The sequence below is a fragment of the Ruegeria sp. HKCCD6157 genome, from assembly GCF_013110685.1.
Taxonomy (GTDB): domain Bacteria; phylum Pseudomonadota; class Alphaproteobacteria; order Rhodobacterales; family Rhodobacteraceae; genus Ruegeria.
Genome location: NZ_WVRB01000001.1, coordinates 1,163,023 through 1,183,058 on the forward strand (window position 1 = coordinate 1,163,023; position 20,036 = coordinate 1,183,058).

General features: G+C 60.1%; 21 protein-coding genes. 10 read left to right on the forward strand and 11 right to left on the reverse strand.

The features are described 5' to 3' along the window. Positions 1-51 precede the first annotated feature (51 nt). Together GS612_RS05470 and GS612_RS05475 are read right to left on the reverse strand one after the other, a co-directional pair. A complete protein-coding gene (locus tag GS612_RS05470; protein WP_171115477.1) occupies positions 52-483 on the reverse strand; it encodes an RDD family protein in 432 nt (143 codons plus the stop codon). A gap of 66 nt (positions 484-549) precedes the next feature. Beyond that, positions 550-972, reverse strand: coding sequence for a DUF2852 domain-containing protein (locus tag GS612_RS05475; protein ID WP_171639321.1), 423 nt, complete (start codon positions 970-972; stop codon positions 550-552). A 148-nt stretch (positions 973-1,120) separates the two neighbouring features. Here GS612_RS05475 and GS612_RS05480 point away from each other — a divergent pair, with 148 nt between their 5' ends. The 5 genes from GS612_RS05480 to GS612_RS05500 are packed head-to-tail and all read left to right on the forward strand — an operon-like array spanning position 1,121 to position 6,385. Beyond that, positions 1,121-1,504, forward strand: coding sequence for a nuclear transport factor 2 family protein (locus GS612_RS05480; RefSeq protein WP_216603505.1), 384 nt, complete (start codon positions 1,121-1,123; stop codon positions 1,502-1,504). Between the two features lie 49 nt (positions 1,505-1,553). Continuing rightward, the gene (locus tag GS612_RS05485) at positions 1,554-4,349 is read left to right on the forward strand and encodes a glutamine-synthetase adenylyltransferase (RefSeq protein WP_171639323.1); all 2,796 of its coding nucleotides are present in this window, start codon (positions 1,554-1,556) and stop codon (positions 4,347-4,349) included. Continuing rightward, complete coding sequence (locus GS612_RS05490; RefSeq protein WP_152458258.1) at positions 4,333-4,605, forward strand: hypothetical protein; 273 nt, start codon at positions 4,333-4,335, stop codon at positions 4,603-4,605. The genes GS612_RS05485 and GS612_RS05490 overlap by 17 nt, the downstream gene beginning before the upstream one ends. Before the next feature lie 38 nt (positions 4,606-4,643). Then, positions 4,644-5,846, forward strand: a complete 1,203-nt coding sequence (locus tag GS612_RS05495; protein ID WP_171639324.1) for an RSP_2647 family RNA methyltransferase — start codon at positions 4,644-4,646, stop codon at positions 5,844-5,846. After that, a complete protein-coding gene (locus tag GS612_RS05500) occupies positions 5,843-6,385 on the forward strand; it encodes an RSP_2648 family PIN domain-containing protein (protein ID WP_171639325.1) in 543 nt (180 codons plus the stop codon). The genes GS612_RS05495 and GS612_RS05500 overlap by 4 nt, the downstream gene beginning before the upstream one ends. Positions 6,386-6,455: 70 nt before the next feature. Here GS612_RS05500 and GS612_RS05505 read toward each other — a convergent pair whose 3' ends face one another. After that, positions 6,456-7,142 (reverse strand): M48 family metallopeptidase, encoded by a 687-nt coding sequence (locus GS612_RS05505; RefSeq protein WP_152458255.1) that lies wholly within the window; start codon positions 7,140-7,142, stop codon positions 6,456-6,458. Positions 7,143-7,323: 181 nt separating this feature from the next. On the opposite strand from GS612_RS05505, the gene GS612_RS05510 reads away from it, so the two are divergent. Then, positions 7,324-8,808, forward strand: a complete 1,485-nt coding sequence (locus tag GS612_RS05510; protein WP_170343996.1) for an inorganic phosphate transporter — start codon at positions 7,324-7,326, stop codon at positions 8,806-8,808. Between the two features lie 15 nt (positions 8,809-8,823). On the opposite strand, the gene GS612_RS05515 is transcribed toward GS612_RS05510, so the two are convergent. The 5 genes from GS612_RS05515 to GS612_RS05535 form a co-directional block, all read right to left on the reverse strand. Next, positions 8,824-10,008, reverse strand: coding sequence for a VWA domain-containing protein (locus tag GS612_RS05515; protein WP_171639326.1), 1,185 nt, complete (start codon positions 10,006-10,008; stop codon positions 8,824-8,826). A 4-nt stretch (positions 10,009-10,012) separates the two neighbouring features. Continuing rightward, entirely contained in the window at positions 10,013-10,210 is a 198-nt protein-coding gene (locus tag GS612_RS05520) for a hypothetical protein (RefSeq protein ID WP_171638649.1), read from the reverse strand. Beyond that, complete coding sequence (locus GS612_RS05525; RefSeq protein ID WP_171639327.1) at positions 10,191-11,558, reverse strand: DUF2927 domain-containing protein; 1,368 nt, start codon at positions 11,556-11,558, stop codon at positions 10,191-10,193. Before GS612_RS05525 ends, GS612_RS05520 begins: the two co-directional genes overlap by 20 nt. Further along, entirely contained in the window at positions 11,555-11,944 is a 390-nt protein-coding gene (locus GS612_RS05530) for an N-acetyltransferase family protein (RefSeq protein WP_371809327.1), read from the reverse strand. The genes GS612_RS05525 and GS612_RS05530 overlap by 4 nt, the downstream gene beginning before the upstream one ends. Positions 11,945-12,114: 170 nt before the next feature. Further along, positions 12,115-12,960 (reverse strand): MoxR family ATPase, encoded by an 846-nt coding sequence (locus GS612_RS05535; protein WP_152458249.1) that lies wholly within the window; start codon positions 12,958-12,960, stop codon positions 12,115-12,117. 382 nt (positions 12,961-13,342) lie between these two features. Between GS612_RS05535 and dksA the strand changes: the two genes are divergently transcribed. Together dksA and GS612_RS05545 are read left to right on the forward strand one after the other, a co-directional pair. After that, the gene (gene dksA / locus GS612_RS05540) at positions 13,343-13,765 is read left to right on the forward strand and encodes an RNA polymerase-binding protein DksA (protein WP_171167736.1); all 423 of its coding nucleotides are present in this window, start codon (positions 13,343-13,345) and stop codon (positions 13,763-13,765) included. 72 nt (positions 13,766-13,837) lie between these two features. After that, positions 13,838-14,983 carry an FAD-dependent monooxygenase gene (locus tag GS612_RS05545; protein WP_171639329.1) on the forward strand — a complete coding sequence of 382 codons (1,146 nt, stop codon included), beginning with the start codon at positions 13,838-13,840 and terminating at the stop codon, positions 14,981-14,983. A gap of 4 nt (positions 14,984-14,987) precedes the next feature. Here GS612_RS05545 and xth read toward each other — a convergent pair whose 3' ends face one another. Both xth and GS612_RS05555 read right to left on the reverse strand, forming a co-directional pair. Then, positions 14,988-15,767, reverse strand: a complete 780-nt coding sequence (gene xth, locus GS612_RS05550) for an exodeoxyribonuclease III (RefSeq protein ID WP_171614269.1) — start codon at positions 15,765-15,767, stop codon at positions 14,988-14,990. 278 nt (positions 15,768-16,045) lie between these two features. Further along, positions 16,046-16,369 carry an iron-sulfur cluster assembly accessory protein gene (locus tag GS612_RS05555; RefSeq protein WP_171639330.1) on the reverse strand — a complete coding sequence of 108 codons (324 nt, stop codon included), beginning with the start codon at positions 16,367-16,369 and terminating at the stop codon, positions 16,046-16,048. Between the two features lie 76 nt (positions 16,370-16,445). Between GS612_RS05555 and GS612_RS05560 the strand changes: the two genes are divergently transcribed. Then, positions 16,446-17,585: a deoxyguanosinetriphosphate triphosphohydrolase gene (locus tag GS612_RS05560; RefSeq protein WP_171639331.1), complete on the forward strand. Its 1,140-nt coding sequence runs from the start codon at positions 16,446-16,448 to the stop codon at positions 17,583-17,585. Here GS612_RS05560 and GS612_RS05565 read toward each other — a convergent pair whose 3' ends face one another. Next, positions 17,586-18,137 carry a hypothetical protein gene (locus GS612_RS05565; protein ID WP_171639332.1) on the reverse strand — a complete coding sequence of 184 codons (552 nt, stop codon included), beginning with the start codon at positions 18,135-18,137 and terminating at the stop codon, positions 17,586-17,588. A 133-nt stretch (positions 18,138-18,270) separates the two neighbouring features. On the opposite strand from GS612_RS05565, the gene argS reads away from it, so the two are divergent. Beyond that, complete coding sequence (gene argS, locus GS612_RS05570) at positions 18,271-20,016, forward strand: arginine--tRNA ligase (protein ID WP_171639333.1); 1,746 nt, start codon at positions 18,271-18,273, stop codon at positions 20,014-20,016. Positions 20,017-20,036: the final 20 nt, after the last annotated feature.

Below are 20,036 nucleotides of genomic sequence, written 5' to 3' on the forward strand. Positions count from 1 at the left end.
GGATGATAGCAACCGTTCCCGAGGCCGCCAAGTGTTTCGCGCAACCGCGTGTCAGGCCCGTCGATTGATCATGACCGTGCCCAGAAAACTGTCGGTCAGACCCTGGCCGCGGGCGCTGGTCAACATCATGATCACCGAGATGATCTGGATCACCGCAAACGCCATGCTGACGAAATAGCCGGCAGTGTGGGCGATGGCCTTGCCCATATCCATTCGTTCTCCGAATGCGTCGCGCAATTCGATTCCCATGAACCGCATGCCCAGTGTGGCCGAGCCGTTCGTGATGGTTACTACGCGATAGACAAAGCTGATCACGGCATAGATCACTGCCAGAAAAAACAGACCGAGGCCTGCGCTCAACAGGATCGCCACGGTGCAGAGCAGCGAGATGAAGGCGATATCAAACAACCAAGCGACAAAGCGTTTGCTTGTTACCGAGTTGTAGAATTCTGGTTGGGTATCCGGGTCAGGCAGGTGGTTCATTCGTCAGGTCCGAAAAAAATGGGTCAGGGTACCCTGTCCCGGAATGCCGGGACAGGGCAAGGTCAATCAGGCGGGCTTGCCATTTCCGTCGTCTTCATGGTTCTCGCGGGCGCGTTCGTCCATGAACTCGTCGAACTCCGCCTTGTCCTTGGCATCGCGCAGGCGGCGCAGGAATGCCTCGAAGTCCTGCTGTTCGCGTTCAAGGCGGGCCAGTGTATCTGCCTTGTAGGCGTCAAACGCGCTGTTGCCGGATGGTTTCATCGCGCTCATGTGGCTGTGCCAGGATTTGCGGCGGCTGCAGGATTTGCTGAACATGCGTTTGCTCCAGATCATGTAAGCCAGAAGGGCCAGGCCAACCGGCCAGAAGAAGATAAAACTAAGGACCATGGCGGCGATCCAGGCCCCTTTGCCTTTGTCATCCAGCCAGGCCTCGATTCGATAAAGCCATCCCGGATTCGCGGGGACGGCGGGGTCGGACAATGCGGTCATTTGAGCTCTCCAGGGTTGATGTAAACTCTTTTCACATTGCTTAGATGGGGTCGTGGGCGGGGGTTGCAAGGGGTCAATGTAAAAAAGGTTTACATTCAGCAAGCCGGTTGACGGTGAGCGTCATCAGCCGCAGGTTGCGGAAATGGATATGACAGAACACAAAACGGCACCTGCGCTGAGTGAGATTCTGAATTTGGAAAAGCAGGTCTGGATGGCGCTGGTCGAGGGCAACGCAAGCGCAGACCGGGCGTTGCTGAGCGCGGATTTTCTTGGGGTCTATCCGACGGGATTTGCCAATCGTGACGATCATGTCGGTCAATTTGCAGACGCACCGTCGATGGCCGAGTTCGAACTGAGCGGCGAAAGACTACGTGTTCTGACACCGGATATCGTCCTGCTGTCCTACAAGGCCGATTACCTGCGCCCGGGTGCGACAACGCGCGAGGCGATGCTGATTTCTTCTTTGTGGGAACGCAGAAACGACGTTTGGGTCAACAGTTTCAGTCAGGACACGCCGGTTCAGAACACCTGATCAGAATGCCCCATTGACGATCACGCGCCACGATGCGCAGTTTGCGCCCATGACAGACGTTTTAGCCATTTCAAGACTTCCGCGCGCTTTCGATCCATCCCTGGGGGCCGAAGCGCGGGCCCTGATGCCTGATTTGCCGGCCGAGATGGCGGAATTGGTGGCGGGCACCGCCGGTTCCAGCCCCTATCTAAAAAGTCTGATCGAACAAGAGAAGGGCTGGCTGCCCGAGGCCCTGATGCACCCAGATCAGGCATTGGCCGACGTCATGGTTGCTGCGGGTGATCTGCCGCCGGATCAGTTGAAACCCGGATTGCGGCAGGCCAAGCGGCGAATGGCTTTGCTTACGGCGTTGGCCGATATTGCAGGTGCGTGGCCATTGGAGAAGGTCACGGCGGCCCTGACCGATTTCGGTGCGCTGGCCGCGGATGTTGCCGCCAAGGCCGAGATCGCGACACTGATCCGGCGCAAGAAGCTGCCGGGCATGACCGAGGATGATGTCGAAACCGCAGCCGGCCTGGTCATACTGGCGATGGGCAAGATGGGCGCGCATGAGCTGAACTACAGCTCGGATATCGATCTGATCGTCCTGTTTGATGAGACGCGCTTTGACCCCGATGACTTTTACGAGGCCCGGCAGGGCATGGTTCGGGCCACGCGCAACTTCTGTGCGACGTTGAGCGAGAAGACGGCGGATGGCTATGTGTTCCGAACGGATCTGAGGCTGCGCCCCGACCCGGCCGTGACACCGGTTTGCATGGCGATGGAGGCCGCCGAGCGGTATTACGAAAGCCTCGGTCGCACGTGGGAGCGCGCGGCTTACATCAAGGCGCGGCCCTGCGCCGGGGATCTGGATGCGGGGCAGCGTTTCCTGGACGGCTTGCGCCCCTTTGTCTGGCGCCGCCATCTGGACTTTGCCGCCATTCAGGACGCCCATGACATGCGCCTGCGCATCCGGGAAAACAAAGGGACAGGCGGGTCTTTGTCGATCCCGGGTCACGACATGAAACTGGGGCAGGGCGGTATCCGCGAGATCGAGTTCTTCACGCAAACCCGCCAGTTGATCGCGGGCGGGCGGGACGCTGACCTGCGGGTGCGAGGCACGGTTCCCGGGTTGGCGGCGCTGGCCTCCAAAGGATGGGTGCCGCAGGATGTGGCGGACAAGCTGACCGATCATTACCGCGCGCACCGCGAAGTCGAACATCGCATCCAGATGATTCATGATGCGCAGACCCACAAGGTGCCGAACTCACCCGACGGGATCGAACGCGTCGCCTGCCTGATGGGGATCAGCAGTGCCGAGTTGACGCAGGACCTGAAAAACCGCCTGACCGAAGTGCATGAGCTGACCGAAGGGTTCTTTGCCCCCGGGCCGGGTGCGGCGCCCGCCCATGTACAGGATGTGGAGTTCGACAAGAACGTTCTGGCCCGATGGACGACATACCCGGCCCTGAGGTCCCAGCGCGGCGCGCGGATTTTCGAACGTCTGCGCCCCGAATTGCTGTCACGTCTGGCCAAAACCGCCAAGCCCGACGAAGCATTGTTGGCTTTGGACGGGTTCCTGGCAGGCCTGCCCGCTGGGGTGCAGCTGTTTTCGCTGTTCGAGGCGAATCCGCAACTGATCGACTTGCTGATCGATATCGTCGGAACCTCGCATGCTCTGGCATCGCACCTGTCCCGCAACGCGTCGGTGTTTGATGCGGTGATCGGGGGCAGTTTCTTTGCGGATTGGCCCGGGCAAGAGGCGTTGCAAGCGGAACTGACGCAGGCTTTGTCGGAAGAAACGGATTATGAAACCCAGCTTGATCTTGCCCGACGCTGGTGCAAGGAATGGCATTTCCGGGTCGGCGTGCATCACCTGCGCGGCCTGATCGACGGAAAAAAGGCAGGTCGGCAATATGCCGAGCTTGCGCAGTCGGTCATCGCGGCCATCCTGCCGCATGTCACCGAAAATTTCGCCCGCAAACACGGCCCTGCACCGGGGCGGGGCGCTGCCGTGCTTGGGATGGGGTCGCTGGGGGCAGGCCGGATCAACTCGCAATCCGATCTGGACATGATCGTCATCTACGATCCTTTGGATCAGGACATGTCTGACGGTCCGCGCCCTTTGGCCACGCGCACGTATTATGCGCGGTTCACGCAGGCCCTGATCACGGCATTGTCCGCGCCGATGTCGCAAGGACGCTTGTATGAGGTCGATATGCGATTGCGTCCCTCGGGCAATCAGGGGCCGGTTGCGACCAGTTGGGCCAGCTTTGTCAATTACCAGCGGAACGAAGCTTGGGTGTGGGAGCATTTGGCTCTGACCCGCGCGCATGTTGTTGCCGGGGACGCCGGACTGGCCGAGGAAATCGAAGCCTTCCGCACCGAGTTTCTGTCGCACCCGCGAGAGCAGGGGAAGGTTCTGCGCGAAGTGGCCGAGATGCGGTCACGCCTGGCCGCAGCCAAGGCGCCCGCCGGCATCTGGGACGCCAAGAAAGGCCCCGGCCGGCTGATGGATATCGAATTGATGGCCGAAACCGGTACTTTGCTGGCAGGGTCCGCGCAGCGCGATGTCGCGTCGGGTCTGGATGGTGCCGTCGCAGCCGGGTTGCTGGATGTCGCGCAGGCGCAATCTCTGAAAGACTGCTATGACCTATTCTGGTCGGTGCAATGCGCCGCGCGGTTGCTGTCGGGCAAGACAATCGAAGCCGACAAGATCGGCGAAGGCGGTACTGCATTTTTGTGCCGCGCCACCGGGTTCGAACAGGTCGAGGCGTTGCAGGCGGCATTGCAGGAATGTTACACGACCGCGGCCGATCTGATCGGCGGCGTGATCAAGGGGGAAGAAGATGGCGCGCAGCAGTGATCCCAACGACCACAAAGGTCTGATCCGCGAAGCCTATCGAATCGACGGCATCACCCTGCCAGAGTGCCGCAGCATCTTTTTGGACTGGGCGCTGAGCCTTCCTGCGGATCGCGACCAGAACACTGCGCTGGCCGAGCTGCACGCGGGCTATGCCGAGCAGAACCCCGATCATCCGATGACACAGGTTCTGACCGAAGGCCTTCAGACGGCAAAGGCCCCAAAACGCCGCGGCGGTTGGCGATCCCGTAACCGCTAGGGCTTTCCCACCGGCGCGTTCAGGACTATGAGGGCGCCATGACCCAATCTGCCGACCGCCCCCGTATCCGCCTGAAACCCAAAGCCAATGCGCGCGGCCTGCGCCATGGTTTCCCTTGGGTCTATGCCAATGACATCGTCTCGGACCGCCGTACCCGAAAAATCCCCGCGGGCGCTCTGGCCGTGCTCGAAGATGACAAACGGGCGCCCGTCGCGCTGGTCGCGGTCAACCCCGCGTCCAAGATCATTTGCCGGGTGCTGGACCGTGACATCGACGCGCAGCTTGACGCGACGTGGTTCGAGAACCGTTTGCAGCGCGCCCTCGATCTGCGGGAAAGCCTGTTTGACGCCCCGTATTATCGCCTGATCCATGCCGAAGCGGACGGCTTCCCCGGCGTCATCATCGACCGCTTTGGCGAGGCCTGCGTCATTCAGCCGAACGCGGCCTGGGCCGAGGCGCACCTGGATGTGCTGGCACAAGCTCTGGTCAAAGCGACTGGCGTGACCACGGTGCTGAAGAACGCCTCGGGCCGTACACGCGGGCTGGAAGGGCTGGACGACATCAACCAGGTATTGCGCGGAACCGCGCCCGATGCGCCCCTGCCGGTGCCGATGAATGGCGCCACCTACATGGCGGATCTGACAGGCGGTCAGAAGACCGGGCTGTTTTACGACCAGCGCCCCAACCACGCCTTTGCCGCGCGTCTGGTTCATCCCGATGCGCAGGTGCTGGACGTGTTCAGCCATGTCGGCGGCTTCGGTCTGGCGATGCTTGCAGGCGGTGCGGGGCAGGCATTGTCCGTCGATGGCTCAGCCGCCGCGCTCGACCTGGCGAAAAAAGGAGCCGAGGCGTCGGGCCTTGCTGAAAAGTTCCAAACCCGGCAGGGCGACGCGTTCGTGGTTCTGACTCAACTGGGCGAAGAAGGCGCGCGATTTGACGTGGTGATCTGCGATCCGCCCGCGTTTGCGCCGTCCAGACAAGCGCTGGATGCAGGGCTGCGCGCCTATGAACGTATCGCACGACTGGCGGCGCCTCTGGTCAAACCCGGTGGTTATCTGGGGCTGTGTTCGTGTTCGCACGCGGCCGACCTGGGCCGGTTCCGCGATGCGTCCTCCCGTGGGATCGGGCGCGCCGGGCGTCAGGCGCAACTGATCCACACCGGGTTTGCGGGTCCGGATCACCCGCAACTGCCGCAACTGGCGGAAAGCGGCTACCTCAAAGCAGTGTTCTACCGCCTGTGAAGGCCGTTCTTGACACCTGCGTCATCTATCCCACGGTGATGCGCGAGATGCTGCTGGGCGCGGCCCGCCTTGGCCATTTCACTCCGATCTGGTCTGCCCGCATCCTCGAAGAATGGGCCCGCGCCGCGCGCAAGCTGGGCCCGACGGGCGAGGCGCAAGCCCGTGCCGAAATTGCCTTGGCGCAGGCGCAGTGGCTGCAGGCCGAACGCGCGCCGGTCCCGGGGTTGGAGCAGCGCCTCTGGCTGCCCGACTCAGCCGATATCCACGTTCTGGCGACGGCCATCACGGCCTCGGCTGACGTCATCGTCACCGTCAACGCCAAGGATTTCCCCAGAAATATCCTGGCAGAGGAGGGGCTCGACCGCCGAGATCCCGATGGCTTGCTGCATGGTCTCTGGCTATCGGACCCTGACGGCCTGGCGACCATCGCCGATCGCGTTCTGAGTGAAGCCATCCGCCTGTCCGGCCACCAATGGACCCTGCGGGCGCTGATGAAAAAGGCCCGCCTTCCACGCCTTGGCAAGGCGCTCACCCAATAGACGGGGGCCCCCTTCATCTGGCTAAAAATATCCCGGAGAGCGCGAGAGGCTGGCCTCTCGCTGCGCACCCTCAGCCACGCGCCCAACGCTGCTCAAGGGCCTCCAGTGCCGCTATGCGCTCACCCGTTTTCGGGTGGCTCATCAACCATGCCGGGGCAACGCCCGCCCGTTGTTGCGTCAAGTCTTCCAGCTTGTGAAACAAGGATTTCTGCGGCCCGATCCCGATTCCGGCCTTGGTCAGCAAGGCGGCGGCATATTCGTCCGCCTCATACTCATCCTGTCGTGACAGGCGCGAGGCCAGCAATGACGTCAAGGCATTCGCAATCATCGCTCCGATGAACGGAATAAACCGGTTCAGCACCATGATCAGCGCCGTCCGCATTGCGTTTTGACCTGAAAAATCAATCATCCGTCGCTTTGCATGACCCAAGGCAACATGCCCCAACTCATGTGCGATCACGCTGGCCATCTCCTCGGCCGAAACCTCTCCGTTGCGGAATTTTCGGTAAAACCCGCGCGTGATGAAAATCCGACCGTCCGGAGCAGCCAGCCCGTTCACCGGGTCGATCTCGTAGATATAGACGGGGACCCGATCGATTTCCAAAGCTGCGGCCAGCCGGTCCGTCATCCGTTTCAGCACCGGATCGGCCAGTTCGGTCGATTTTGCGTCCAGCTCACGATGGGTGCGCCAGACGGAAATCCGGTACATCACGATGGCATAGCCAATGGCCAGCAGGATCGGAGTCAATCGAAGCATGCCAAAGATATGGTCCGAACATGGGCATTGCGCAAGTCACACCTGCGGGATGTTCGTCGGGACCCGCATGTTCGTGCGCCGAAATCGGCACAAACTTCGATAAGTTGCGATCTTGCGACATGAGCTGTTGATTATTTCGACGATCCCACTTAACCGACAGGGCGCTATCGATGAGGGACCCATGACCGACAAGAACTATGAAGCGCGTCACCTGGAAACGCTCGACCGGGATTTGCGTCGCTTTTCACGCCTCGAAATGGCGACCGCACAGGCTGGACGGCCTTTTGTGGGCTCAGGGATCGCTCTGGTATTCATTGTTGTCGCAGGCCTTGTGGCCGCTTTCCTGTTCGGGCAGGGCAGCAACGCGCTCATCGTCGTGATCGCGGCGATGTTCGGGGCCTATATGGCGCTGAACATCGGGGCCAATGACGTCGCCAACAACATGGGGCCCGCAGTGGGGGCGAATGCGCTGACGATGGGCGGTGCCATCGCCATTGCCGCCATTTTTGAAAGTGCCGGAGCGCTCGTCGCCGGGGGCGATGTCGTATCAACCATCGCCAAGGGAATCATCGCGCCGGAAAGCATGGGAACGGCCAACGTCTTCATATGGGCGATGATGGCGGCGCTGCTGTCCTCGGCGCTGTGGGTCAATCTGGCGACATGGATCGGGGCGCCGGTTTCCACCACGCATTCGGTCGTCGGCGGCGTCATGGGGGCCGGGATAGCCGCTGCCGGGTTCGGTGCCGTAAGCTGGGGCACCATGAGCAAAATCGCCGCCAGCTGGGTGATCTCGCCGGTTCTGGGGGGCTTGGTCGCAGCCGGTTTCCTGTGGTTCATCAAGGCCAGGATCATCTATCAGGAAGACAAGATCGCCGCGGCCCGCAAATGGGTGCCGATGCTGGTCGGGATCATGGCGGGCGCCTTTGCATCTTACCTGGCGCTCAAGGGCCTCAAGAAGATCATCAAGATTGATCTCGGGACGGCGCTGCTGATCGGTGCGGTCTGTGGCGGGCTGATCTGGGCCGTGATGATCCCGATTATCCGCCGTCAGTCCGAAGGGCTTGAGAACCGCAACAAATCGCTGAAAATTCTGTTTGGAATTCCCCTGATCGTCTCTGCGGCGTTGCTGAGCTTTGCGCATGGCGCAAATGACGTTGCCAATGCAGTGGGCCCGTTGGCCGCGATTGTGCAGGCCTCTGCCTCGGGCGATTTCACGCATGCCGTCAGCATTCCCTATTGGGTCATGGTCATCGGTGCGTTTGGGATATCGTTCGGCCTGTTCCTGTTTGGTCCGAAACTGATCCGCATGGTCGGCAGCCAGATCACCAAGCTCAACCCGATGCGGGCCTATTGCGTCGCGCTGTCAGCCGCGATCACGGTGATTGTCGCCAGTTGGCTGGGCTTGCCTGTCAGTTCCACCCACATCGCGGTTGGCGCTGTATTCGGCGTCGGGTTCTTCCGGGAATGGGATGCCGAGCGAAGGCTGAAACGCTCAAGGCTGGCTTTTCCCGAACGCCCCCGCGTTGCGGCGGAAGAACGCCGCCGCCGCAAGCTGGTTCGCCGGTCGCATTTCCTGACCATCGTTGCCGCGTGGGTTATCACTGTTCCCGCAGCGGCCATGCTGGCAGCGATCCTGTTTCTTGGGATTCAGGTGATTGCCGGGTAAACTCTGGCGCTGACCTCAACGGGTCAGCGCTTTCATTCCCTGTTCCAGCCCGGCCAGGGTCATCGGCACCATATGGCCTTCGAAGATCTCCTGGATCATGCTGATGGAATGGGTGTATTCCCAGTACTTCTCGGGCACGGGATTGATCCACAGGTTCGATGTCCATTGATCCCGCGCGCGTTGCAGCCAGACCTGCCCGGCCTCTGCGTTCCAATGCTCGTTGGCACCGCCGGGATAGGCGATCTCATATGGGCTCATCGAGGCGTCGCCGACGAAGATGCATTTGTAGTCGGGCCCATAGGTGCGCAACACTTCATGCGTGGGCGTCTGCTGGTCCCAGCGGCGGCGATTGTCACGCCAGACGCCTTCGTAAAGGCAATTGTGGAAATAATAGTATTCCAGATGCTTGAACTCGGACCGTGCGGCCGAAAACAGCTCTTCCACCACTTTGATATGGGGGTCCATTGATCCACCAACGTCCAGGAACAGCAGGACCTTGACCGCGTTGTGACGTTCGGGGCGGGTCTTGACGTCCAGATAGCCGTGTTCGGCCGTGGCGCGAATGGTGCCGTCCAGATCCAGTTCTTCCGCAGCACCTTCGCGCGCCCAGCGGCGCAGGCGTTTCAGGGCAACCTTGATGTTGCGCGTGCCCAGTTCAACCGTGTCGTCCAGGTTTCTGAATTCGCGCTTGTCCCAAACCTTGACCGCGCGCTGGTGGCGGCTTTCCTTTTGGCCGATGCGCACGCCTTCGGGGTTGTAGCCATAGGCCCCGAAAGGAGAGGTCCCGGCCGTGCCGATCCACTTGTTGCCGCCCTGATGGCGGCCTTGTTGTTCCTTGAGACGCTCGCGCAGCGTGTCCATCAGCTTGTCGAAACCGCCAAGCGCCTCGATCTCGGCTTTTTCTTCATCCGACAGGTGCTTTTCGGCCATTTTGGCCAGCCAGTCGCCAGGGATGTCAACGGCTTCCAGAACCTGATCGAAGCTGATCTCGTTCAGTCCTTCGAAACTGGCGGCAAAGGCGCGGTCGAACTTGTCGATGTTGCGTTCGTCCTTCACCATCGACACGCGGGCGAGATAGTAGAACGCCTCGACATCATAGGTGACCAGACCCTTTTTCATGCCTTCCAAAAAAGTCAGATACTCCCGCAGCGATACCGGGATTCCAGCTTTGCGAAGGTTTTCGAAAAAGGGCAGGAACATCGTGTCAGGCCACCAAACGCACCAGAATCAACGAGATCACCAGACCCACCAGCGCAAAGGCAATGCCGTATCCGGCGGCATATTGCGCCATGTCGGCCCGATTGCCGCTGCGCTTTTTCGCGGCCAGTGCGCCCACGGTCGCACCCAGTGCCGCCATTCCCAGAACTACCAACATATGTGCGTCATCCGTCTTTCGTGCCATCCGTGTTTCTTCGGCCATTGCCCCGTGACAACGACTGGGCCACCAGATCCGAGCCAAACCCGTACCGCGCCCATCCCAGGCTGTCCAGCCTGACGGCACGTGCCTGCTGTATCTGCCCCGCCTGCTTCAGCGCTTCTGATTTCAGCAACAACAACGTGGCCAGCAAAGACGCATTTTCAGCCCGTGTCATGACATCGATGGCCCTGTTCAGCTCGGGCAGCACACTGGGTCCCTTTTCCTGTGCCAGCGCAAATGCCGCGGTTTGCGTGGTGACATAGGCCTGATGCACCTCTGTGCCGGGCGTGGCCTTCAGAAATTGCTGCGCAATCTGAAACTGGCGTTGAGCTTCGTTGGGGTCCCGGAATTGTTCCATCCGGCCTATCAGATAATGAGGATAGGCGCGGCGGTGATCCGTCCATCCCTGCTGCTGACCGATCCGTGCCGCCTTTCGGGCAGCGCGCAGCTGTCTGGGCGACCCCGCCCCCGGTCCCAGTGATTTCTGAATCGCGTCAATCCATTCGCGCGGCGTATCCGTAAAGGGTTGAACGGGCACCCTGTCCCCGCGCGGGTTCATCCGGCTGAGAACCCCCGGGATGACCGCGGCAACCTGATCGCGGGTCATACCGGTGCGCAGTTCCGGCGCATAGGCCGCCCGCAGGATCAACATGTCGAACCCGGTCAGAACCGTATGGATATTGTCGTCGTTGAACACCGAATCCGGCAGGTGATACAGATCGTTCAGCGGACCAAGCGCTTGGGCCAGTTCTTCATGCAGGCAATCACGTATTTCCTGCGGACTTACGTCGTATGGGATGAAAATCCCAAGCCGTTCGCGTTTGCGCAGTTCAGTCCAGCTGCTTTTGATCTTTCGGCGGTCACGGCGATATTCTTCAAGGCTCGAGGAGTTGGGGACGACGAAACAGGCCGCATTGGGCAGAATGCGCAGAATGTCTTTCTGGCTGACGGCTTCGATGGTGATATTGGCCTGTCCTTCGTCGATCTGTCGGATGTTGATCCCGGCTTCGCGCTTCAGACGGTTGAGCAACCGGGTCAGATCCTGCTGCATGCTTGCGGTCGGCGATCCTGTCAGGCGGACTGTGACCGGGGTCTCAAAACGCGTGAAAACGGGCAGGGCGGCGCCGCTTTCAAGTTCGAAATGCAGGGACAGGAAGTCAGAGGCGATGTTCTTGTTGGACCGAGCAGGCGGCGAAGGGCGCGCCGTTGAAAAAGACTTTGCAGGCGGCAGGCTTGCTTCGATGGGCGCGACCTGATCGGGCAGTTCGATCGTTTCAACCGTCGCGCAGCCGGCAACAACCAGTGCCAGAAAAAGGGCACTCAATCGCTTCATGAGCGGGCGTACTTGATGAACGGTGTCAGTGTGCCGATGCGATCATACAGTTTCCGCGCGGTATGGTTGAACTCCTGGGTCAGCCAATAGACCGACGGCGCGCCCTGACGATCTGCCTCATCATAGACCGCCTGGATCAAGGCCCGGCCAACGCCTGCCCCCCGCGCCTCGGCGCGCGCGAACAGGTCTTGCAGGTAGCAGACCTTTTCCACCTTCCAAGCGTGGCGATGAAACAGATAATGTGTCAGTCCGACCAGGGCGCCATTCTGCTCGGCAACGAAACAGGAAAAATCCTGCGGGTCGTCGCCCAGTAGTCTGGAAAAGGTTGTTTCGTATACATCATCGGGCAGGGCGGTTTCATAAAACGCCAGATAGTCCCGCCACATGTCGGCCCATTGGCTTTTGTCCTCGGCACGCAGGGTGCGGATTGTCAGTGCGTTCGCCACGCGATTCATCCAATTCTGTGGGCGGCGAAGCTCTGTTTCGCCAGATGGGCCGATGCTGGCATCCGGGCCGTCCCAAGGCAAGCCATGATCACCGACCGGTCCCCCTCCGGCTATCGTTTGCCGCGTGCCATAAAGGCCAGACGTTCGAACAGATGCACGTCCTGTTCATTCTTCAGCAACGCGCCATGCAGTTTCGGAAGCGCATCTGCGCCGCCGCGCTTGAGGTCTTCGGCACTCAGGTCCTCGGCCAGCAGCAGCTTCAGCCAATCCAGCACTTCCGATGTTGACGGCTTTTTCTTGAGCCCCTGCGTCTCGCGGATTTCATAGAACTGGGTCAGAGCGGTGGTCAGCAGCGCATCCTTGATGCCGGGGTGATGAACCTCGACTATGCGGCGCATCGTGGCCTCGTCCGGGAAGCGGATGTAGTGAAAGAAACAGCGGCGCAGAAACGCGTCCGGCAGTTCCTTTTCATTGTTCGAGGTGATGATGACGATAGGGCGGTTTTTGGCCCGGATCGTTTCCCCTGTCTCGTAGACATGGAACTCCATCTTGTCGAGTTCCTGCAAAAGGTCGTTTGGAAACTCGATATCCGCCTTGTCGATCTCGTCGATCAGCAGAACGACCTTTTCGTCGGCCTCGAAGGCCTGCCACAGCTTGCCCTTGCGTATATAGTTCGACACGTCATGCACGCGTTCCTCACCCAACTGGCTGTCCCGCAGGCGGCTGACCGCGTCATATTCATACAGGCCCTGCTGCGCGCGGGTGGTGGATTTCACGTTCCACTCAATCATCCTCAGCCCCAGTGCGCCGGCCACCTGTTTGGCAAGCTCTGTCTTGCCGGTGCCGGGCTCGCCCTTGACCAGCAACGGGCGTTCAAGTGTGACGGCGGCGTTCACGGCAATCGTCAGATCGTCAGTGGCGACATATTCGGCTGTACCTTGAAAGCGTGCGGTCATGGGCCTCTCGTGTGGTTTTTCGTGATCCGTGGGCAGGTTGTGTTGTCCGGGTTACAGACGGTCAATGATTTTGACAACCCGCGTCCCTGCGTCGGTTGAGGCGATTTTTGCAGGAACTCCAAGCCCTTTTGGTTGATTCGTGTGCGCGAATGGACCCTGCCAATTGACACCTGCCTCAAAAAGGCCTGCTAAATTTCATAGAAAAACAGGGTTTTGTTGTTGTTTGTCTCATATTTAGACAAAACAGCACGAGGGCGGGCTGAAGCAACGTTTGTGTAGTGACAATCCCACGCCCGTCGGCTAAACGCTGCGCAGAAGGGGGTGCCAAATGTCAGGTGAAACATCCGCGACCGACGTTTCTGGCCATACCGAGGGAGCAAATATGAAACAGGAAGTTTTTCTGCCGGAGGATTACCGCCCGGCCGAAGATGAACCTTTCATGAATGAACGTCAGCTTGAATATTTCCGCCGCAAGCTGTTGGATTGGAAGAATGAGCTTTTGGCGGGCAGCCGCGATACGATCGAAGGGCTACAGGACAACACCCGAAACATTCCGGATGTCGCAGACCGCGCGAGCGAGGAGACCGATCGCGCTCTGGAACTGCGGACACGCGACCGCCAGCGCAAGCTGGTTGCCAAGATCGACGCAGCCCTGCGCCGGATCGAAGAAGGTGAATACGGCTACTGCGAAAAGACCGGCGATCCGATTTCGCTGAAACGCCTGGATGCACGTCCGATTGCGACCATGACGCTGGAGGCGCAAGAGCGCCACGAGCGCCGCGAAAAGGTCCACCGCGACGATTGATCGCCGGGTACAACTGGAAAATTTCGAACGCCGGGGCCTGTGGCTTCGGCGTTTTTGCGTTATGCGGGGGGCATGAAGATCAATCGGTTGAATTTCTGTGTAATTGGCGGCGGTATCGGCGGTCTGGCGGCTGCGTTGGCGCTGCGGCAACACGGGGCGCTGGTCACCCTGCTAGAGCAAGCCCCGGCATTGACCGAGGTTGGCGCGGGCCTTCAGATCAGTGAAAACGGGATGTGCGTGCTGCGCGCGCTTGGGGTGGCGGATCTGTCTGCGGGCCAGAAGTCGCACGGTACGATCTTGCGCGATTACCGCAAAGGCCGCGTTGTCAGCCGGCTGCCCGGCCCTTCGGCTGGCCCGACCTATTTTTTTCATCGTGCGGATCTGTTGAATCTGCTGCATTCTGCGGCCTGCAAGGCCGGTGTGGATGTCCGTCTGGGGGCCAAGGTTTCCAATGTGCAGAAACACCCCAACGAAGCCGAAATCCTGTTGGCGAGCGGCGAACGGCTGCGCGCCGAATGCGTCATCGCCGCCGACGGTGGCCGAAGCACGATTCGCCCGGCTCTGAACGGGCCCGAGACACCCTCGTTCACGCACCAGGTCGTCTGGCGCGCCACCATTCCCTGGCGACCGGATTCAGGCGTGGTTACGGCATCCCTGACCATGGGGCCGGGTCGGCATGTCGTAACCTATCCATTGCGCGATCAAAGCATGATGAACATCGTTGCGGTCGAGGAACGCTCGGACTGGCGGGAAGAGGGATGGAAGCTGAAGGGCGATCCGGATGAATTGCGCGCACGTTTTTCAGGGTTCGGCGGTCCGGTAGGTGAGATTCTGTCAAAGGTCTCGGATGTGAATCTGTGGGCCCTGTTCCTGCGCCCGGTCGCTGAAAAATGGCAGAACGGTCGTTTGGCACTGCTGGGGGACGCGGCGCATCCGACCTTGCCGTTCATGGCACAAGGCGCCTGCCTGGCGCTGGAAGATGCCTGGGTGCTTGCACGATCATTCGACGAGCACTCGGGCGTCACCAGCGCGCTTGCCGCCTACGAGCAAAAGCGCAAGCCGAGGGCAGAAAGCGTGGTTGCGGCTGCCGGGTCGAATGCACGCAATTTCCACTTGTCAGGCCCCGCCCGTTTGGCGGCCCAATGTGCGCTTATGGCCATCGGAGGGAAATTGTCACGCCGCTACGAATGGATATACAGCCACGACGTCACGGCCTGAACTGCTAAATATCCAGATCGACCCAGACAGGCACGTGATCCGAGGGTTTTTCATGCCCGCGCACGGCGGCATCAATCTGGCAATCCCGCATTAGATCTGCCGCTTGCGGGGTCAGCAGAAAGTGATCGATCCGAATTCCGTCGTTCCGGTTCCAGGCCCCGGCCTGGTAGTCCCAGAATGAATAGTGCCCCGCGCTTTGGGTGGTGGCCCGGAACGCTTCGGTGAAGCCCAGATTCAGGATCTTGCGAAATGCGGCGCGGCTTTCGGGGCGGAACAATGCATCGTCGCGCCATGCTTCGGGGCGTTTGGCGTCCTCCGCCTGCGGGATGATGTTGTAATCCCCCGCCATCAACGCGGGTTCTTCGGTTGCCAGCAAATCACGGGCACGGTCATATAGCCGTTCCATCCATGCCAGTTTGTAATCGTATTTCGGGCCGGGTGCCGGATTGCCATTGGGCAGGTACAACCCACAGATCCGAAGAGCCTTTTTGCCAACGACGGTGGCTTCTATCCAGCGGGCCTGTTCATCCGCGTCATCGCCGGGAAGGCCGCGGGATACATCCTCGAGGGGAAGCTTCGACAAGATTGCAACGCCGTTGAAGCTTTTTTGTCCGTGGGTTTCCACGTTGAACCCACGCTCTTCGAATATCTCGCGCGGGAAGTTTTCATCGACCGACTTGATCTCTTGCAGCAGCACAACGTCGGGCTGCGCTTCGTCCAGCCAACGGGGCAGGGCTTCGACCCGCGCTTTGATGCCGTTGATGTTGAACGTGGCGATTTTCATGCGCGATCCTCCGAAGACTTGGTGCAACCTATCGCGCAGAACGGGCCCAACGGCAAGGCGGAGATCGTATTTGCGAGGCTCTGCCTCGCGCTCCGGGATATTTTTGGCCAGATGAAGAAACGGATTATTAACCGAATTTCTTCAAGCTGAAGTTGCGGGACAGGCGGGGACGCCGATGACCGCGCCAGGTGAAGCCCTCTGGTCTTTCGGTCAGAGGGCGGACTCCTGCTTCATCTGGCTGAAAATATCCTGGGGGTGTGGGGGCAAAGCCCCCACGGTTACATCGAAAAAGATGTGCCACAACCACAGGAAGAGGTGGCGTTGGGGTTGTCGATCACAAATCGCGCGCCAATCAGTTCCTGGGTGAAGTCGATAACCGCGTTTTCCAGAAAGGGCAGCGAAATGGCGTCAACAATGACTTTTTGCCCTTTGCCTTCAAGGACCAGATCATCTGCTTTTGGCGTATCCAAAGCGATTTCGTATTGAAACCCCGAGCAACCGCCGCCTTCCACTGCGACGCGCAGTGCCTGACCCTGATCCGCCGCGCCGATTTCAGCGAGGCGTTCAAAGGCGCGATCCGTGACTGTTGGGGGCAGATTCATGCCGGTCTCCAAAGGTTTCCTTCCGTTACGCCATACAATATAGAAAGTGCAAGGACAGGCGACAAGGACGGGCCATTTGGACAGAGCTAGTTTTGCCTCGGATCCGGACCGCACCAGGGGACGGCTCGTGGCCGAGGAGGAAAGCAGTTTCCGATCATGCTTTCAGCGCGACCGGGACAGGATCATTCACGCCAGTGCCTTTCGGCGCCTCAAACACAAGACGCAAGTTTTCGTTGAGCATGAGGGCGATAGCTACCGCACCCGCCTGACCCATTCCATCGAGGTGGCGCAGGTGGCCCGGACCATTGCCGGTGCCCTGGGCCTGAACCCAGAGCTGACCGAAGCCGTGGCCCTGGCGCATGATCTGGGGCACACGCCCTTTGGACACACTGGCGAAGACGCGCTGCACGCGTTGATGAAGCCCTATGGTGGCTTTGATCACAACGCGCAGGCCATTCGGATTGTCACAAAGCTGGAGCGCCACTATGCAGAATTCGATGGTTGCAACCTGACCTGGGAATGTCTGGAAGGGATAGCCAAGCACAATGGGCCGGTTGAGGGCGATCTGCCCTGGGCATTGGCCGAGTGCAATCAGGAATTTGATCTTGAACTGCACACCCATGCCAGCGCGGAAGCGCAAGTTGCGGCCCTTTCTGATGACATAGCATACAACAATCACGATCTTCTGGACGGGTTGCGCGCAGGCTTGTTCACGGATGACGATTTGCAGGACCTGCCGATTGTCGGGGTCTGTTACGCCGAGGTGGATGCCAGATACCCAGGGTTGGATTCCTACCGCCGGCGTCACGAAGCGCTCAGGCGGGTTTTCGGGGTCATGGTGGCGGATGTCATCAACACTTCGAACGATCTCATTGCCGTGTCTGGCGCGCAGTCCGTCGAAGAAATCCGACATCTTGGGTATCCTGTCATCCAGTTCTCGGATGAGGTTTGGGCGCAACTGCGTGAAATCAGGTCGTTTCTGTTCACACGTATGTATCGCGCACCCAGGGTGATGTCAGTGCGGGCAGAGGTGGCAAAGATCGTGGAAGATCTGTTTCCGATCTACATGAACGATCCCAGGCAAATGCCTGTGCGCTGGTATGATGACATTGAAGCTGCCAGGGACGACACAGCCTTGGCCCGCATTGTTTCCGACTACATTGCGGGCATGACCGACCGATTTGCCTTGCAGGACCATGCGCGGCTGACGGGCTGATCACTCCACGGCTATGTAAGCGATGGCCCAGACTTGCTGAGCGGCTTGTTTCGCGGACTGTTCGGCGTACTTCGTCGGTGGGAACACGATCATCGTCGGGCCGTAACCACCGATCCCCATCGGTTCGCCATCAGCATGCGTTGCAACGATCGGTTTGTGCGTGGCGATACTGTCCCACTCGATTTCAGCCTGATACCCATCCAGCGCCATGGGAAGAGCGGTTTTCCCCTCGGCCCCGGCCAATGTCATGACGTCTGCCAAAAGCGGACCTGAAAACCTGTATTCCCGCTCATTGCCCAAAGGACCATAGGGGATTGTGATCTCGAACTGCTCCAGCCCGTCCAGCATGGCAGCATCAAACCCTGCCGCGCCGTCATGCGTGACCTCCAGATAGCCCAGCAGACCGCCGTCATTCTCACCCCGCGCAGGCAGGTTTGTTTCGCTGACTGCGCCGCCCAGCGTCAGCAGCACATGGCCTTTGGGCTGTGGCAGGTCGGCCAGCACAGGCAGGGCGGTGGACAAAAGCAAGGCAAAGGACAAGGCGCGGTGCATCAACGGTCTCCGGTAGCGGCGTACAGGCCCGAGATTAGCGAGATGTTTCGCCAAACCAAGCTTAAACATTAGGCGTCCATTGACCTTGCCGGTTTGCGTGGTAAACCCCGCGACAAGCAAAAGGACATCCGAAATGAACCTGTTTTCCGAGATCCGCGGCCTTGTACTGGACGCGCTGGCGCAGATGCAGTCCGAAGGCGCATTGCCCGAGGGGCTGAGCTTTGACAACGTGGCGGTCGAGCCTCCGCGCGATGCGGCCCATGGGGACATGGCAACCAACGCCGCGATGGTGCTGGCGAAACCAGCCAGGATGAAGCCGCGCGACATTGCGGATGTTCTGGCCGGGAAACTGGCGGCGGATGACCGGATCACAAGCGCAGAAGTGGCAGGGCCCGGTTTCCTGAACCTGCGTCTTGCGCCGTCCGTCTGGCAAGGCGTGTTGGCGGCTGTGCTGGAAAAAGGCACCGATTTCGGGCGCTCGACCCTGGGGCAGGGGCAGAAGGTCAATGTCGAATATGTCTCGGCCAACCCGACCGGTCCGCTGCATGTCGGGCACACACGCGGCGCGGTGTTCGGGGATGCGTTGGCAAGCCTGCTGGCCTATTCGGGCCATGACGTGACCCGCGAATACTATATCAACGACGGTGGCGCGCAGGTGGATGTGCTGGCGCGGTCCGCTTATGAGCGCTATCGCGAGGCCAACGGCCTCAGCCCCGAGATTGCCGAGGGGCTGTATCCCGGTGACTATCTGATCCCGATTGGCGAGGCGCTGAAAGAGAAATATGGCGACAGCCTGATCGACAAACCGGAAAGCGAATGGCTGGAAGAGCTGCGCGCGTTTTCGACCGACGCGATGATGGACCTGATCCGCGCCGACCTGAAGGCGCTGGGCGTCGAGATGGATGTGTTCTTCTCGGAGAAATCGCTCTATGGCACGGGCCGGATCGAGGCCGCGCTGAAATCGCTGACCGAAAAGGGCCTGATCTATGAAGGCGTGCTGGAGCCGCCAAAAGGCAAAAAGCCCGAAGATTGGGAACCGCGCAAACAGACCTTGTTCAAATCCACCGAACATGGCGATGACGTCGACCGCCCGGTCAAGAAGTCGGACGGCAGCTGGACCTATTTCGCCCCCGATATCGCCTATCACTATGACAAGGTGAGCCGTGGCTTTGACGCGCTGATCGACGTGTTCGGGGCGGATCATGGCGGCTATGTCAAGCGGATGAAGGCGGCCGTGTCGGCCCTGTCCGATGGCAAGGTGCCGCTGGATATCAAGCTGACGCAGCTGGTGAAACTGTGGAAAAATGGCGAGCCGTACAAGATGTCGAAACGGGCCGGGAACTTTGTCACCCTGCGCGATGTGGTCGATCAGGTTGGCCCCGACGTGACCCGTTTCGTGATGCTGACCCGCAAGAACGACGCGCCGCTGGATTTCGATTTCGACAAGGTGCTGGAACAGAGCCGCGAGAACCCCGTGTTCTACGTGCAATACGCCCATGCCCGGGTGATGAGCGTGCTGCGCCGTGCCGCCGAGGCGGGGATCGACGCCACCGACGACACGCTGCGCGGGGCCGATCTGGCATCGCTGGACCACTCCGCCGAACTGACGGTTGCCAAGAAGCTGGCGGAATGGCCACGCCTGGTCGAGATCGCTGCGCGGACCAACGAACCGCACCGTGTTGCCTTCTATCTGTATGAACTTGCAGGGGATTTTCACGCTTTGTGGAACAGGGGCAATGACGAAACCCAGCTGCGTTTCATTCAGGATGGCGATGTTGCCACAAGCCAGTCGAAAATTGCGCTGGCCCGGGCCGTTTCTGTTGTGATTTCAGCGGGCTTGGGTATTCTTGGCGTTACCCCGGCGCAGGAGATGCGGTAACAAATATCGCCCGAACCGCC